The sequence below is a fragment of the Streptococcus sp. KHUD_017 genome, assembly GCF_054861245.1.
In genome coordinates this window covers 1,276,788-1,292,980 of the sequence record NZ_CM142175.1, presented here as the reverse complement: position 1 = coordinate 1,292,980, position 16,193 = coordinate 1,276,788, and the positions used below count along the sequence as shown (strand labels likewise).

General features: G+C 38.7%; 12 protein-coding genes. All 12 read left to right on the top strand.

Annotation, left to right across the window (positions count from 1 at the left end; genetic code table 11):
* Positions 1 to 27: 27 nt before the first annotated feature.
* The 12 genes from ACVAMZ_RS06375 to ACVAMZ_RS06320 all read left to right on the top strand — a co-directional run bounded on the left by ACVAMZ_RS06375 (position 28) and on the right by ACVAMZ_RS06320 (position 16,154).
* Positions 28 to 1,650: a putative polysaccharide biosynthesis protein gene (locus ACVAMZ_RS06375; protein WP_461684367.1), complete on the top strand. Its 1,623-nt coding sequence runs from the start codon at positions 28 to 30 to the stop codon at positions 1,648 to 1,650.
* 200 nt (positions 1,651 to 1,850) lie between these two features.
* The gene (locus ACVAMZ_RS06370) at positions 1,851 to 3,809 is read left to right on the top strand and encodes a peptide ABC transporter substrate-binding protein (RefSeq protein WP_461684366.1); all 1,959 of its coding nucleotides are present in this window, start codon (positions 1,851 to 1,853) and stop codon (positions 3,807 to 3,809) included.
* Between the two features lie 145 nt (positions 3,810 to 3,954).
* The gene (locus tag ACVAMZ_RS06365; protein ID WP_254724380.1) at positions 3,955 to 5,049 is read left to right on the top strand and encodes a cystathionine gamma-synthase; all 1,095 of its coding nucleotides are present in this window, start codon (positions 3,955 to 3,957) and stop codon (positions 5,047 to 5,049) included.
* Between the two features lie 4 nt (positions 5,050 to 5,053).
* Positions 5,054 to 6,220, top strand: coding sequence for a MalY/PatB family protein (locus tag ACVAMZ_RS06360; RefSeq protein WP_461684365.1), 1,167 nt, complete (start codon positions 5,054 to 5,056; stop codon positions 6,218 to 6,220).
* Positions 6,221 to 6,311: 91 nt separating this feature from the next.
* Positions 6,312 to 9,410 (top strand): DEAD/DEAH box helicase, encoded by a 3,099-nt coding sequence (locus ACVAMZ_RS06355; protein ID WP_461684364.1) that lies wholly within the window; start codon positions 6,312 to 6,314, stop codon positions 9,408 to 9,410.
* A 46-nt stretch (positions 9,411 to 9,456) separates the two neighbouring features.
* Positions 9,457 to 10,050 carry a cystathionine gamma-synthase gene (locus tag ACVAMZ_RS06350; protein ID WP_461684363.1) on the top strand — a complete coding sequence of 198 codons (594 nt, stop codon included), beginning with the start codon at positions 9,457 to 9,459 and terminating at the stop codon, positions 10,048 to 10,050.
* Between the two features lie 11 nt (positions 10,051 to 10,061).
* Positions 10,062 to 11,396, top strand: a complete 1,335-nt coding sequence (murC, locus tag ACVAMZ_RS06345; RefSeq protein ID WP_461684362.1) for a UDP-N-acetylmuramate--L-alanine ligase — start codon at positions 10,062 to 10,064, stop codon at positions 11,394 to 11,396.
* An 8-nt stretch (positions 11,397 to 11,404) separates the two neighbouring features.
* A complete protein-coding gene (locus tag ACVAMZ_RS06340; protein ID WP_461684361.1) occupies positions 11,405 to 11,920 on the top strand; it encodes a GNAT family N-acetyltransferase in 516 nt (171 codons plus the stop codon).
* A complete protein-coding gene (locus ACVAMZ_RS06335) occupies positions 11,917 to 12,411 on the top strand; it encodes a GNAT family N-acetyltransferase (RefSeq protein WP_461684360.1) in 495 nt (164 codons plus the stop codon). Before ACVAMZ_RS06340 ends, ACVAMZ_RS06335 begins: the two co-directional genes overlap by 4 nt.
* A gap of 82 nt (positions 12,412 to 12,493) precedes the next feature.
* On the top strand, positions 12,494 to 14,140 hold the full coding sequence (gene mltG / locus ACVAMZ_RS06330; RefSeq protein WP_461684359.1) for an endolytic transglycosylase MltG: 1,647 nt from the start codon (positions 12,494 to 12,496) through the stop codon (positions 14,138 to 14,140).
* 74 nt (positions 14,141 to 14,214) lie between these two features.
* Positions 14,215 to 14,697: a transcription elongation factor GreA gene (greA, locus tag ACVAMZ_RS06325; RefSeq protein WP_006148148.1), complete on the top strand. Its 483-nt coding sequence runs from the start codon at positions 14,215 to 14,217 to the stop codon at positions 14,695 to 14,697.
* 83 nt (positions 14,698 to 14,780) lie between these two features.
* Positions 14,781 to 16,154, top strand: coding sequence for an amino acid permease (locus ACVAMZ_RS06320; protein ID WP_461684358.1), 1,374 nt, complete (start codon positions 14,781 to 14,783; stop codon positions 16,152 to 16,154).
* The last annotated feature ends 39 nt before the right edge of the window (positions 16,155 to 16,193 follow it).

The window sequence follows — 16,193 nt, the reverse complement described above, 5'->3', positions numbered from 1 at the left end:
TAGTTATTAAAAATGAATGAGGAAGTTATGTCTAACGAAAATAATCATCAGCAGGCCCAGATGTTACGCGGGACTGCCTGGCTTACAGCTAGTAACTTTATCAGTCGCTTGCTCGGGGCTATTTACATTATTCCCTGGTATATCTGGATGGGGACTTATGCTGCAACGGCTAACGGTCTCTTTACCATGGGGTATAATATCTACGCCTGGTTCTTGTTGATTTCGACAGCAGGTATTCCAGTTGCAGTTGCTAAGCAGGTCGCTAAATACAATACCATGCATGAGGAAGAGCATAGTTTTGCCCTGATTCGGAGTTTCCTAGGCTTTATGACGGTATTGGGACTTGCCTTTGCTTTGATCTTATATCTCTTTGCGCCTTGGTTAGCGGATCTTTCGGGTGTCGGTAAGGACTTGATTCCCATTATGCAGAGTTTAGCTTGGGCTGTCTTGATTTTCCCGTCTATGAGTGTTATCCGTGGATTTTTCCAAGGGATGAATAATCTTAAACCTTATGCCATGAGTCAAATTGCTGAGCAGGTTATCCGTGTGATTTGGATGCTCTTAGCAACCTTTATCATCATGAAGCTCGGTTCAAAAGATTATCTATCAGCGGTTACCCAATCAACTTTTGCTGCTTTTGTGGGAATGGTAGCTAGTTTTGCAGTCTTGCTTTATTTCCTTTATAAGGAAGGATTGCTCCAAAAAGTTTTTGAAACACGAGATAAGATTGATAGTAAGAGTCTTCTAATTGATACGATTAAGGAAGCTATTCCTTTTATCATAACTGGTTCTGCCATTCAGCTTTTCCAAATCTTGGACCAGATGACTTTCATCAATAGCATGAAGTGGTTTACCAACTATAGTAATGAAGATCTTGTTGTCATGTTCTCTTATTTCTCTGCCAATCCGAATAAAATCACTATGATTTTGATTTCGGTTGGAGTATCAATCGGTAGCGTTGGTTTGCCTCTCTTGACTGAGAACTATGTAAAGGGTGATTTACCAGCAGCTTCTCGCTTGGTGCAAGATAGTATCACCATGCTCTTCCTATTCCTATTACCTGCAACAGTTGGAGTAGTTATGGTAGGAGAACCACTCTATACAGTCTTTTACGGTAAGCCAGATGGCTTGGCTATGGGCTTATTTATCTTTGCGGTCTTGCAATCAACAATTCTAGGCTTGTACATGGTCTTGTCACCAATGCTTCAGGCTATGTTCCGTAACCGCAAGGCAATCCTTTACTTTTTCTACGGTTCCATTGCCAAGCTCGTCTTACAAATACCATCAATAGCGATTTTCCATAGCTATGGTCCTCTCATTTCAACGACCATCGGACTTATCATTCCAATTGTTTTAATGTATCGCGAGATCTGTCAGATTACAGGTGTTCGCCGAAAGATTATTCTGAAGAGAATAATCTTAGTTACTATTTTGACTCTAGTTATGTTTATTCTAGTAGGACTCTTGCAATGGATTATTGGATTTGTCTTCCAACCAACTGGACGTTTCTGGAGTTTCCTATATGTCGCCTTAATTGGTACAATCGGTGGCGGGCTTTACGGAGTTATGTGTCTCTATACTCGTCTCTTGGATAAGGTTATTGGACAGGAAAAAGCAAATCAGTTACGAGCACGATTAAAATTATCATAAAAATTTATAAATAAAATGAATAATTTGAACTTTTCTATCCGAAAAAGTTTAAATTGTTCATTTTTTATTTAAAAAATAGGATAAAATATAAAATTAGTAGAAAAAAATCTATAATTTGGTAAAAATTAGATAAAATCACTTGACTAAAAAAAACAATAGCTGTATAATGATACAAATATTTAAATTTGGAGGTTCTGTTTATGAAAAAGTCTAAGGCAAAATATCTGACGTTAGCAGGCGTTGTCCTAAGTGCAGGTCTGCTATTGGCGGCTTGTAGCAACTCAGCTAGTTCTACTAAAACATATAATTATGTATACAGTAGCGATCCATCTAGTCTAAACTATCTCTTAGAGAATCGTGCAACAACAGGTGATGTTGTGACAAACTTGGTAGACGGTTTGATGGAAAATGACCAATACGGGAACTACATTCCTTCATTAGCTGAGGATTGGACAGTTTCCCAAGATGGTTTGACTTATACTTACAAACTTCGTAAGGACGCCAAATGGTATACAGCAGATGGTGAAGAGTATGCACCAGTGACAGCACAAGATTTTGTAACTGGTTTGAAATATGCTGCGGATAAAAAATCTGAAGCTCTCTATCTAGTGCAAGATTCTGTTGCTGGCTTGGATGACTATATCAACGGAAAAACAACTGACTTTTCAACAGTTGGTGTAAAGGCTATTGACGACCAAACTGTTCAATATACCTTGACTCACCCAGAAACTTACTGGAACTCAAAAACAACTGCGACTATTCTGTTCCCAGTAAATGCAGACTTCTTGAACTCAAAAGGGGATGATTTTGGTAAAGTGGATCCAGCAAATATCTTGTATAATGGTCCATTTATTCTCAAATCATTCACATCTAAATCTGTCATGGAATACAAGAAAAATCCAAATTACTGGGATGCAAAAAATGTATTCGTAGATGAAGTGAAGTTGACTTACTACGATGGAAGCGACCAAGATGCCTTGGCACGTAACTTCATGGAAGGAGTTTACAGCTACGCACGTCTCTATCCAAATAGTTCGAGCTTTGAAGGAATTAAGGAAAAGAATAAAGATAATATTATTTACAGCATGCAAGATGCGACATCCTACTATTATAACTTTAACCTAGATAGACAATCTTATAACCATACTTCAAAAACAACTGATGCTGAAAAGACAGCCCAACAAGAAGCAGTTTTGAATAAATCATTCCGTCAGGCTATCAACTTTGCCTATGACCGTACTGCTTATGGTGCGCAATCTCAAGGGGAAGAAGGAGCAACTAAGATTATCAGAAACTTGCTCGTTCCACCATCATTTGTAACACTTGATGGTAAAGATTTTGGTGATGTCGTAGCTTCTAAGATGGTCAATTACGGTCAAGTATGGCAAAATATGAACTTCGCTGATGCCCAAGATGCTTACTACAATGCCGACAAGGCCAAAGAAGTCTTTGCTCAAGCCAAGAAAGAATTGGAAGCCAAAGGTGTTCAATTCCCAATTCACCTGGATTTACCGGTTGACCAAACCTTTAAGAAGGGGGTGTTAGAGGCAAGTTCTTTCAAACAGTCTATTGAATCTGTTCTAGGTGCAGATAATGTCGTTATCGATATTCAAATGCTGACTACTGAGGAAATGGATAGTATTGGTTATCTAGCGAATACAGCTGCACAAAAAGACTATGACCTTTATAACGGTGGTTGGGGACCAGACTACCAAGACCCATCAACTTACCTCGATACTCTTAGCTTAACAAGTGGTGGCTCACTACAAAACCTCGGTTTGGAACCAGGAGAAAGCAATGCTAAAGCAACTGCAGTTGGTTTGGATACCTATACTAAGATGTTGGAAGAAGCCAATGCTGAACAAGATTTGAACAAACGTTATGATAAATACGCTGAAGCACAAGCTTGGTTGGTGGATAGCTCTCTAGCAATTCCAAACGTTTCTAAAGGTGGAACACCTACATTGAGAAAAACAGTTCCATTCTCTGCCGCCTTCTCTCAAGCTGGTAATAAGGGTGTTGAATCCTACAAATACGTGAAATTGCAAGATAAGATTGTCACAACAGCTGAGTATGAAGAAGCTAGACAAAAATGGCTGAAAGAAAAAGAAGAATCTAATAAAAAAGCCCAAGAAGATTTTGCTAAACACGTTAAATAATCAGTCTATTCAACAGGAAAAACGATAGTTTCTAAGGAAGCTATCGTTTTTGTATAGTTTGAAACTATAACTAGCTCTTGAAAACAAGAAAACGAAGGATCCAAAATAAGTGGTACAATAGTTACTATAGATTTGGAGGTAAAGTATGAGCAAATCATTTCACATCAACACAATTTTAGCCCAAGCAGGCATCAAGTCTGATGAGGCAACAGGTGCTTTGGTTACACCTATTCACTTTTCAACGACCTATCAACATCCAGAATTTGGTCAATCAACTGGATTTGACTATACCCGCACCAAAAACCCAACTCGTAGCAAGGCAGAGGAAGTTTTGGCAGCTATTGAATCAGCCAAGTATGCTTTGGCGACTAGTTCAGGTATGTCTGCGATTGTGTTAGCCTTTAGCGTTTTTCCAGTAGGAAGCAAGGTTTTAGCTGTCCGTGACCTTTACGGTGGTTCTTTCCGCTGGTTCAATCAAGTGGAGCAGGAAGGACGATTCCACTTTACCTATGCCAACACAGAAGAAGAGCTAATTGCCGAGCTAGAAAAGGATGTGGATGTACTTTATATCGAAACACCAACCAACCCTTTGATGTTGGAATTTGATATTGAAAAATTATCAAAGTTAGCTCATGCTAAAGGGGCGACAGTTGTGGTGGATAATACCTTCTACAGCCCTATTTACCAACGCCCGATAGAAGAAGGAGCTGATATTGTCCTTCATTCAGCGACAAAATACCTTGCAGGCCATAATGATGTTCTAGCCGGTGTAGTTGTGACAGATAATGCTGATTTGTACGAAAAACTCTTTTACAATCTCAACACGACAGGGGCTGTTTTGTCACCATTTGATAGTTATCAATTGATTCGCGGACTTAAAACTTTGTCACTTCGTATGGAGCGCTCAACAGCTAATGCTCAAGAAATCGTAGCCTTTTTGGAACAATCACCTGCAGTCAAAGAAGTCTTGTATACAGGTCGCGGGGGAATGATTTCCTTTAAAGTAGCAGATGAGAAGCGTATCCCTCATATCTTAAACACTTTGAAAGTATTCTCTTTTGCTGAAAGTCTGGGTGGTGTAGAAAGTCTGATTACCTACCCAACCACTCAAACCCATGCAGACATTCCTGCAGAGGTTCGTCATTCTTATGGATTAACAGATGACCTTTTACGCTTGTCTATTGGTATTGAGGATGCTAGGGACTTGATTGAAGATTTGCGTCAAGCTTTGGAAGGATAAGACTATGGGGAAATATGATTTTACGACTTTGCCCAATCGTTTTGGACATCATACCTACAAATGGAAAGAAGCAGAGACTGACCGTCAAGTATTGCCGGCCTGGATTGCTGATATGGACTTTGAAGTCTTACCTGAGATTCGTCAGACTGTCCATTACTATGCTGAGCAATTAGTCTATGGCTATACCTATGCTAGTGATGGCTTGATTGAAGCCGTTCAAAACTGGGAGGAAAAACACCATGGTTATCGCTTTGATAAGGATTCCCTAGTCTTTATCGAAGGAGTAGTACCAGCCATTTCAACAGCCATTCAAGCCTTTACCAAAGAGGGTGAAGCAGTGCTCATTAACACTCCCGTATATCCACCTTTTGCTCGGAGCATTAAGCTCAATAATCGTAGATTGATCACCAATTCTCTAGTGGAAAAAGATGGACTCTTTGAGATTGACTTTGATCAATTAGAGAAAGAATTTGTCGAAGAGGATGTGAAACTTTATGTTCTTTGTAATCCTCATAATCCTGGTGGACGGGTTTGGGAGAAAGAAGTCTTGGAAAAGATTGGACAACTGTGCCAAAAACATGGAGTTTTGCTGGTATCTGATGAGATTCACCAAGATTTAGCCTTATTTGGACATAAACACCAGTCATTTAATACGGTAAATGATGATTTTAAAGAATTTTCACTAATTTTAAGCAGTGCAACTAAGACCTTTAATATTGCGGGAACAAAAAATTCCTACGCTATTATCGAGAATCCAAAGTTGAGACTTGCTTTCCAAAAACGCCAGCTGGCTAATAATCAACATGAAATCTCAGGTTTGGGATATTTAGCAACAGAAACTGCCTATCGATATGGTGAAGATTGGTTGACAGAACTCAAAGAACTGATTGAGAAACACATCAATTATGTAGTGGATGTATTTGGTAAAGAAACTAAAATCAAGGTCATGAAACCTCAAGGGACCTATCTCATTTGGCTTGATTTTTCAGCCTATGATATTAGCGATGAAGAGTTAAGAAGGCTCTTAAGAGACGAAGCCAAAGTCATCCTGAACAGAGGCTTGGACTTTGGTGAAGAAGGAGCCCTCCACGCTCGTCTCAATGTAGCCATGCCAACATCTATTTTGGAAGAAGTCTGTCAACGAATACTGGTTACTTTTTCAAATAAATAAAAACTAGCCTTTTAGGAGAAAAGTCTTCCTAGAAGGCTATTTTCATAGGCAGAAATATGGTATAATTAAGAGATAAAGTAAAGGGGAAACTATGGCTAAATTGATTCCAGGGAAGCTTCGGATGGAGGGAGTAGAACTCTACGAAACTGGTAAGATTGAAATCGTTAAGGAACAAGACCATCGTATCTATGCGCGTGTAGCTGATGAAGAAATTCGCTATAGTTTGGATGATGATTTAATTTTTTGTGCATGTGATTTTTTCAAAAAAAGAGGTTACTGTGTTCATTTGGCAGCACTGGAAACTTACTTTAAAAACGACCAGCTAGGACAGAAAATCTTGCTCAACTTGGAGGCAAATCAGGAAGAGAAAGAGACTGTTGAGACACAGGTAACTATTGGAGGAAAATTTTTAGAATCTATCCAACTTCCAAGTCAGACTGACAAATACCAACTTTCTGCTCAAGGACAGGTGGAAGCAGGAACCAATCGCATTGTCTGGACTTTAAGGGTTGGTCTTTCTCAGCAAGAAAAGTTTTATGTGATTAGAGATATCCCTCTTTTCTTAAAAGTTATAGAGGCTAACAAACCTTACATGATAGGAAAAAGTTACGAGACTTCTTTAAGATTTGAGCACTTTGATAAAGGCAGCCAGGAAGTCTTGAATTTCTTACTAGGTTTGGTTGACGAGAAGGTTGAGTACACTATTTTTTTCCCAAATCAAGGACGACACCTCTATTTTCCTAAGTCTCTTTTTGAGCAAGGGGTTAGTCTCTTGATGGGCTTAGATGTGTTTCAATTTGATCATCAGATTTCAAATTACCATGAACTCCTTTTCCAAGATTTTGATGGTCAAGCAGGCTTGTTTTCTTTTGGGATTGAAGAAAAATCAAACTATTATGAGATGGAAATTTTTGAACGGGCAGGAATCAATTTCTTTTATAGAGGACAAGTACTATTCTCAAAAGGAACTTTTTATCTCTTGTCAAAAGAACAGGCCGACTTGTTAGATACATTAAGAAAAGTGCCTTTGGACAGTAGTGGCAAAAAGATTTTACAATTTGACTCTAGCGATCGAGATCGCTTAGCATCAACCTTATCACGCTTTAAAAACCTTGGAACAGTTGCTATTCCTGATGGTCTTCAAATCCACTCTTTCCGTCCTTCTTTCTACATGGAACGAGAAGAAGATGGTTCAATTCGTCTAGATATGCAGTTTCAGTATGAAACCTGCTTAGTTAGGAACCGTAATGAACTGGAGAACCTCCCTTTTGCTAGTGATATTCAACTAGAGAAACAGATTTTTCAATTGGCTCTATCAGCAGGATTTGAAGCGGATTTTCAATCGTGGCGTCAAAGTCTAAAAGCAGAAGGTGTCCATGCTTTCTTTCAGGAAGTTTTACCAGCCTTTGCAGCGCTTGGAGAATTAAAAATTTCTGAGAGCTTACAAGAACTTTATCAGGTTCAGAAGCCTCAAGTTCAGATATCTTCGAAGGGAAGTCTTTTAGAAATTCAATTTGATTTTCAGGATATTGATCAAGAAGAAATCGATCGAGCGATGAAAGCCTTAGTCGCAAAGCAAGATTATTATATCAGCTCCTCTAATCAGGTTTATTATTTCGATGAACAGACCAAGCGTATTCGCCAGGATTTAGAGGACTTAGGAATTGAAGAGATAGAGAGCGATTCTTTCCATGCCCGCAAATCTTTAGCTTATACTCTTTCCTATCTATTTAAGGACCAGGACCAAGTTACATTTACTGAAGAATTCCGACATTTGGCATATGATTTGACGCATCCAGAAGATTTTCCAATGAAACCTCTGAATATCAAAGCAGAACTCAGAGACTATCAGAAAAAGGGAATTCAATGGCTTCAAATGCTTCACCATTATGGATTTGGTGGAATTTTAGCAGATGATATGGGGCTTGGCAAGACCTTGCAAGCCATCGCTTTTCTAAGTAGCCAGCTTCAAGATGATAGCCGTGTCTTAATTCTTGCTCCATCTGGTTTGATTTATAACTGGGCTGATGAATTTGAAAAATTTGTACCGGATATAGATGTAGCTGTTGTACATGGATTGAAACCTTATCGTGAGACTGTTTTAGCAGAAAATCATCAGATTTATCTGACGAGTTATGCTACTTTCCGTCAGGATAGTGACGTATATAAGCAGATGTCTTTTGACTTTCTATTTTTAGATGAAGCCCAAGTGATGAAAAATGCCCAAACAAAAATTGCTAAGATTTTGAGAAAGTTTGTGGTTCCATCAGTTTTTGCTCTCTCTGGAACACCGATTGAAAATAATCTAGGGGAATTATGGTCTATCTTTCAAATTGTCTTGCCAGGGCTTCTACCAGCAAAAAAAGACTTTATGAAATTACCAGCCGATAGAGTTGCTCAGTTTATTAAACCATTTGTGATGCGTCGGAAAAAAGGGGATGTCCTTACTGAGCTACCTGATTTGATTGAAGTGGTTTATAAGAATGAACTGGAGGATGAGCAAAAGGCGATTTATCTAGCTCAACTGCAACAGATGCAAGAACGCTTGGGTCAAGTGACTGAGTCAGAATTTCAACGAAATCGTGTAGAAATTTTAACGGGTCTCATGCGTCTTCGTCAGATTTGTGATACTCCTGCCTTATTCATGGAGGATTATAAGGGTGAGAGCGGGAAGCTTGATAGTTTACGTGGTTTACTGAGCCAAATTGCGGAAGGAAATCATCGTGTGCTCATCTTCTCGCAATTTAGAGGTATGCTGGACCAAATTGAAGAAGAGTTACCTCAGCTGGGCTTAACCTCCTTTAAGATTACAGGTTCAACCCCTTCGCAAGAACGACAAGAAATGACCAAAGCTTTTAACCAAGGTGAGCGCGATGTATTCTTAATCTCTCTCAAGGCTGGAGGGGTTGGTCTCAATCTTACTGGTGCAGATACCGTTATACTGGTAGATTTATGGTGGAATCCAGCTGTCGAATCACAGGCTATTGGTAGGGCTCATCGTATGGGGCAAGAGCAAGCCGTTGAGGTTTATCGACTTGTAACTCGAGGCACTATCGAAGAGAAGATTCAAGAGTTGCAAGAACAGAAAAAGAATCTAGTTTCAGAAGTATTAGATGGCACAGAATCTCGTGGAAGTCTCACGCTTACTGAAATTCAAGAAATATTAGGAATTTCTGAACCCAAGACTTGAAAAATCAAGACTTTACGCTATAATGGAGTATTGAAAGGGAATAAAAATGAAACAAGAAAGATTTCCAATAGTGTCAGATGATGAAATTATGCTGACAGAGATGCCATTTATGAACTTATATGATGAGTCGGATTTGATTAGTAATATCAAGGGAGACTACCAGGACAAAAACTACTTGGAATGGTCACCAATTACGACAGAAAAAAAGTCGCCGATTCAAGCATCAGATAAACGGATTGAAAAAAAGGAAAAATCCTACGCTGAACTGGCTCGTGAGGAAGCAAGAGCTGATTTGAAACGGAAACGTTCAGCAAAGTATTTGACCCAAGATGTTAGTTTTACGAAACGTTATAAACCTTCAAATAATGTTGTAAGACAGGCAAATCAGCCAACGGCTCCTTTCCAAAAGGAAAATCCAGGTGAGCTTACCAAATATAGTGAAAAATTAACTCAAAGCCATTATATTTTGGCTGAAACTGCTCCTCAGATGCAACAAGCGACGAAAGAAGAGCAACTTGGACCTAAGAAAAATAATTATGATTTTTTAAAGAAAAGCCAAATTTATAACAAAAAAGAACATCAATCAGAAAAAGAACGTAAAATTGCTCAAGAGTTAAACTTGACAAATATGACAGAGTAAAGGGGAAAAAAATGGCAAAAACCTATCATTTTATCGGAATTAAAGGATCAGGAATGAGTGCCTTGGCCTTGATGTTGCACCAAATGGGGCATAAGGTGCAAGGATCTGACGTAGAGAAATACTATTTTACACAACGAGGATTAGAGCAAGCAGGGATCAAGATTTTGCCTTTTGATGAGAAAAATCTTCAAGGGGATATAGAAATCATCGCTGGGAACGCCTTTCGTCCAGATAACAACGTTGAGATTGCCTATGCAGATAAGAATGGACTAAGCTATAAACGTTATCATGAGTTTCTTGGTAGCTTTATGCGTGACTTTATTAGCATGGGTGTTGCTGGAGCACACGGTAAAACTTCAACAACAGGTATGCTTTCTCACGTTTTGTCACATATCACTGATACAAGCTATTTGATTGGAGATGGTACAGGACGTGGTTCTGAAAATGCCAAATATTTTGTCTTTGAATCAGATGAGTATGAGCGTCATTTTATGCCATACCATCCAGAATACTCTATCATCACAAATATTGATTTTGACCATCCTGACTATTTCACAAGTTTAGAGGATGTCTTCAACGCCTTCAATGATTATGCCAAACAAATTACCAAAGGTTTGTTTGTCTACGGTGAGGATGCTGAGTTGCGTAAGATTACGGCAAATGCACCGATCTACTATTATGGTTTTGAAGCTGAAGGAAATGACTTTGTAGCTAGCGATTTTCTTCGTTCAACAACTGGTTCAACCTTTACAGTTCATTTCCGTGGACAAGAGTTAGGTCAATTCCACATTCCAACCTTCGGTCGCCACAACATCATGAATGCAACAGCGGTGATTGGATTGCTATATACTGCTGGTTTTGATTTGAATTTGGTGCGTAAACACTTGAAGACTTTTGGTGGAGTAAAACGTCGCTTTACAGAAAAGATTGTCAATGATACAGTTATTATCGATGACTTTGCTCACCATCCAACTGAGATCATTGCGACCTTGGATGCTGCCCGTCAGAAATATCCAAGCAAGGAAATCGTTGCGATTTTCCAACCGCATACCTTTACTCGTACAATTGCCTTATTGGATGATTTTGCCCAAGCTTTGAATCAGGCTGATGCGGTTTACTTAGCACAGATCTATGGTTCAGCTCGTGAAGTTGACCATGGTGATGTGAAAGTTGAAGATTTAGCAAACAAGATTCATAAAAAACATCAAGTTATTACTGTTGAAAATGTATCTCCTCTCCTAGACCATGATAATGCTGTCTATGTCTTCATGGGAGCTGGAGATATTCAAACTTACGAATACTCATTCGAGCGTCTCTTGTCTAATTTGACAAGCAATGTTCAATAAGGAAGATTATGGAATTTCCAATTAAAATTCGGGAAGCTCAGCAATCAGATATTGATCAGATTTGCTTGATACAAGAAAGTAATTCAAACTTCCTAGAAAACATGAATAGAGAAATGATAGAAGAACGTATCCGCAATCATGCGGATACGTTTCTGTTAGCCTGCCTTGATAATCAGGTGGTTGCATATATCTCAGGGACAGAGTTTATTGCTTCCTCACTGAGTAGATGGATAAAAGAGATGGCAAATGGAGAAGTTATCAGTGATAGAAATTTTGTGATTGACGCTTTATCTGTTCATCCGGAGTATCAGGGACAAGGATTTGGAACCTTGTTGCTGGCGGCCTTGAAACAAGTTGCTCTTCAACAAAATTGTCTCGGTATTTATCTTTTTTGCAAGGATGAATTGCTGTCTTATTTTGAGATGAATGACTTTATGGAACAAGGAGTAGTAGATGTGGGAGACAGCAATGAAGTTAATTTTCTCATGTGGTGGAAGAATCCCTTTCATAAGGAGGAGCTATGATTATTCGACAAGCTAGACTTAGTGATTTAGACCGTATTTTAGAGATTGAATTAGAAAATTTTTCAATCGAAGAAGCCATTCCTCGTTCTGTTTTTGAAGCTCACCTAAAAGAGATTAAGACTAGTTTCTTAGTGGCTGAAAAAGAAGGGGAGATACTCGGCTATATCGAAGGGCCAGTAGTCCCTCATCGTTATTTACAAGACCAGTCTTTCACTAAAGAAATAAAAGACCACAGTCGTCAAAAAGGCGGATATATATCTGTGACTTGTCTTTCTATAGCAAAAAAAGCTCAATCTCTAGGACTAGGGAAAAAACTCCTGACCGCATTGAAAGAAGTGGCTCTCAAGCATGAACGTGAGGGAATAAATCTGACCTGCCATGACTACCTGATTGATTACTATGAGAAGCATGGTTTTGTCAATGAAGGCAAGTCTAAATCCCAATTTGCGGGAGAAGAATGGTATAATATGGTCTGGGAAAATAGGAATTAGCGACTAGAAAGGCTTCCAAGGTTGCTTTTCTCTGGTTTTTAAGATATAATATTAAGGATTATCAACAAGGAGGTAAATACCTTTGAGCGAAAATTCAAATGAAGAAAAGTTGAGCTTTAAAGAGCAGATCTTGCGAGACTTAGAACGATTAAAGAAAGAGGAAAGTTTAACAGAACAAACAGATGACCTCTTTTCAAATTTGATGAACTCTTCTGATACAAAAACAGAAGAACGAGTAATAACTCCAGAAGAAGAGCTGATTGCTAATTCTGTTTCAACCGTTGAACAATTGATTGAGAATGCACCTGCTGTTCCTCCTCGGCCAGATCTTAAAGAGGAAGTTGCAGAGGAAGCTGTGGAAGAAGCAGCAGTTGACTTATCTCAATCAATCTCAGATAAAGATGAAATTAATTCAATACCGACTAAGGTTTCAGTTTCCTACCGTACTCATGAAAAATCACATGAAGATAAAGAAACTGTAGGTTTTGCCACTAATCAGGAAGAATTAACAACTGGAAATGCTAATCAGAAAAATACTGAGGTAGATGAACTTCCTAAAAGAAGTCGTAGGGAGTCTGCGAAACCAGCCAAGAAAAAGAAAAAATCCCGCTTGAAAGGATTTTTAGTCACAGTATTGGTATTGCTGATTCTACTTGGTGCTGGTGGTTTCTTTGGACTTCGTTATGCTGAATCAGCCTTGCAACCAGTGGATCCAAGTTCTAAACAATATATGACTGTTCAGATTCCAGATGGATCTAATGCTCAAGAAATTGGTTCAACGTTGGAAAAATCTGGTGTCATTAAAAACGGTTTGGTCTTTACACTTTATGTTAAGTATAAAAACTATAATGAATTAAAATCTGGTTATTATAATCTTCAAAAGAGTATGAGCGTTGAAGATGTCATTAAAGAGTTGCAAAAAGGTGGTACACCTGAACCTCAAGAGGTTACACTTGCAAGCTTGACTATTCCAGAGGGATATACTTTAGAGCAAATTGCTCAAACTGTTGGCCAACTTCAAGGTAACTTTAAGGAACCTTTGACAGCGGAAGCATTTTTGGCTAAAGTTCAAGATGAGAACTTTATTGCTCAAGAGGTAACCAAATATCCAAATCTTCTTGAAAGCTTACCTACAAAAGATAGTGGTGTTCGTTACCGTTTAGAAGGTTATCTTTTCCCTGCAACTTATACGATTAAAGAAAACACAACTGTTGAAAGTTTAATTGATGAAATGCTAGCTGCTATGGATAAAAATCTATCTAGTCACTATGCTATAATCAAAGAAAAGAACTTAACAGTAAATGAGCTCCTAACAATTGCCTCTCTTGTTGAGAAAGAAGGAGCAAAAACAGAGGATCGTAAGTTGATTGCTGGTGTATTCTATAATCGTTTGAACCTCGGTATGCCACTTCAAAGTAATATCGCTATCCTTTATGCTGAAGGAAAACTTGGTCAAAACATCAGTCTTTCTGATGATGCAGCTATTGATACTTCAATTGATTCACCATACAATGTCTATACAAAAGTAGGTCTAATGCCTGGACCAGTTGATAGTCCAAGCTTGGATGCTATCGAATCAAGTATCAATCAGACAAAGAGTGACTATCTCTACTTTGTGGCAAATGTTCAAGATGGTAAAGTTTACTATGCAACAACACTAGAAGAACATGATCGTAATGTTCAAGAACATATCAATAGTAAATTAAACCAATCAAATAGCACAAACTAAAATTATGTGGTTTTCCACATAATTTTGCTTTAAAGCATATATTTATTAATTCAATCAAAAGAAAGTTGAGAAAAATGGTAGAAAAAACATATCCAATGACATTGGAAGAAAAGGAAAAACTCGAAAAAGAATTAGAAGAATTGAAACTAGTACGTCGTCCAGAAGTTGTAGAACGTATCAAGATTGCTCGTTCATATGGTGATTTGTCAGAGAACAGTGAGTATGAAGCAGCGAAAGACGAGCAAGCCTTCGTTGAGGGACAAATCTCAAGTCTGGAGACTAAAATTCGTTATGCAGAAATCGTTAACAGTGATGCCGTTGCTAAAAATGAAGTTGCTATCGGAAAAACTGTAACCATCCAAGAAGTTGGAGAAGATGAAAAGGAAGTATACATTATCGTTGGTTCAGCTGGAGCAGATGCCTTTGCGGGTAAAGTGTCAAATGAAAGCCCAATTGGTCAAGCATTGATTGGTAAGAAAAAAGGTGATGTTGTTACAATCGAAACACCTGCTGGAAGCTATGATGTTAAAATCTTAAAGGTTGAAAAAACCGCTTAATAGGATAAAAAGAAGGAGTGGGATTCAGGGAAAGCGTTTTCTATCACTCCTTTTCTTATTTTTAAAAAACTTAAGGAGACTAGATGAATTCAGAAAAAAAGCACAAAAAGAAAAGTAAAATGGAGCGTGGCCTAACTAATCGCCATGTTCAGGTTATGGCTATTGCAGGAACGATTGGTACGGGATTATTTCTCGGGGCAGGTCGGTCTATCAGTTTAACTGGACCTTCGATTGTCTTGGTCTATATGATTACGGGTGGCTTCATGTATCTCATGATGCGTGCTATCGGAGAAATGTTGTACCAGGATCCAGAGCAACACACCTTTATCAATTTTATTACTCGCTATCTTGGAAAGGGCTGGGGATATTTCTCAGTTTGGTCCTACTGGTTATCAGTGGTCTTTATTGGTATGGCTGAGATTACAGCTATTGCTCACTATGTTCAGTTTTGGTTTCCGTCTTGGCCATCTTGGTTGATTCAGGTTGTCTTTTTAACAATTTTAGGATTGGTCAATCTGATTGCAGTTAAAATATTTGGTGAAGTGGAATTTTGGTTTGCCATGATTAAAATCGTTGCTATTCTTGCCATGATTGCGACGGGTATTTTTATGGTCTTGACCGACTTTGAAACTCCTTATGGATCAGCAAGCCTTATCAATATCAGTGAGCAATTCTCCCTTTTCCCAAATGGAGGAATGAACTTTGTCATGGCCTTTCAAATGGTTTTCTTTGCTTACTTGATGATTGAATTTATCGGTGTAACCACATCTGAAACTAAGGATCCTCGGAAAGTCTTGCCTAAGGCGGTTAAGGAAATTCCATTGCGAATTATCTTCTTCTATGGTGGGGCTTTGCTTGCAATCATGTCTATTATTCCTTGGCGTGAGCTTTCTGCGACGGATTCACCATTTGTAACGGTATTTGAACTTGTTGGTCTTAAGTGGGCGGCGGCCTTGATTAACTTTGTTGTCTTGACTTCTGCTGCGTCAGCCTTGAATTCAACTCTTTACTCAACAGGTCGTCACTTGTACCAAATTGCCCATGATTCACCAAATCGTTTCTTGAAAGCTATTAAGGCAGACACCCTCTCACGCCACAACGTTCCTCAGAACGCTATCATTGCTTCTGCGGTATTGATTGGTTTTGCTGCCTTCATCAATGTACTTCCTGGCGTATCAGATGCCTTTGCTTTGATTACGGCTTCTTCATCAGGTGTTTATATCGCCATCTACATCTTGATCATGGTAGCCCATCTCAAGTATCGCAAGTCTAAAGACTTCATGTCAGATGGCTATCTCATGCCTCAATATCGCTTGCTAAATCCTCTGACCATGCTCTTCTTTATCTTTGTATTTGGTACACTCTTCTTACAAGAGTCAACTGTAATGGGAGCTAGAGGTTCGGCTATCTGGATTGTCGCTTTTGGTATTTACAGTCAATGGAAGTTTAGAAAATAAGTCAGAAGCTCATCAACTCAGGTTGGTGAGTTTTCTAGT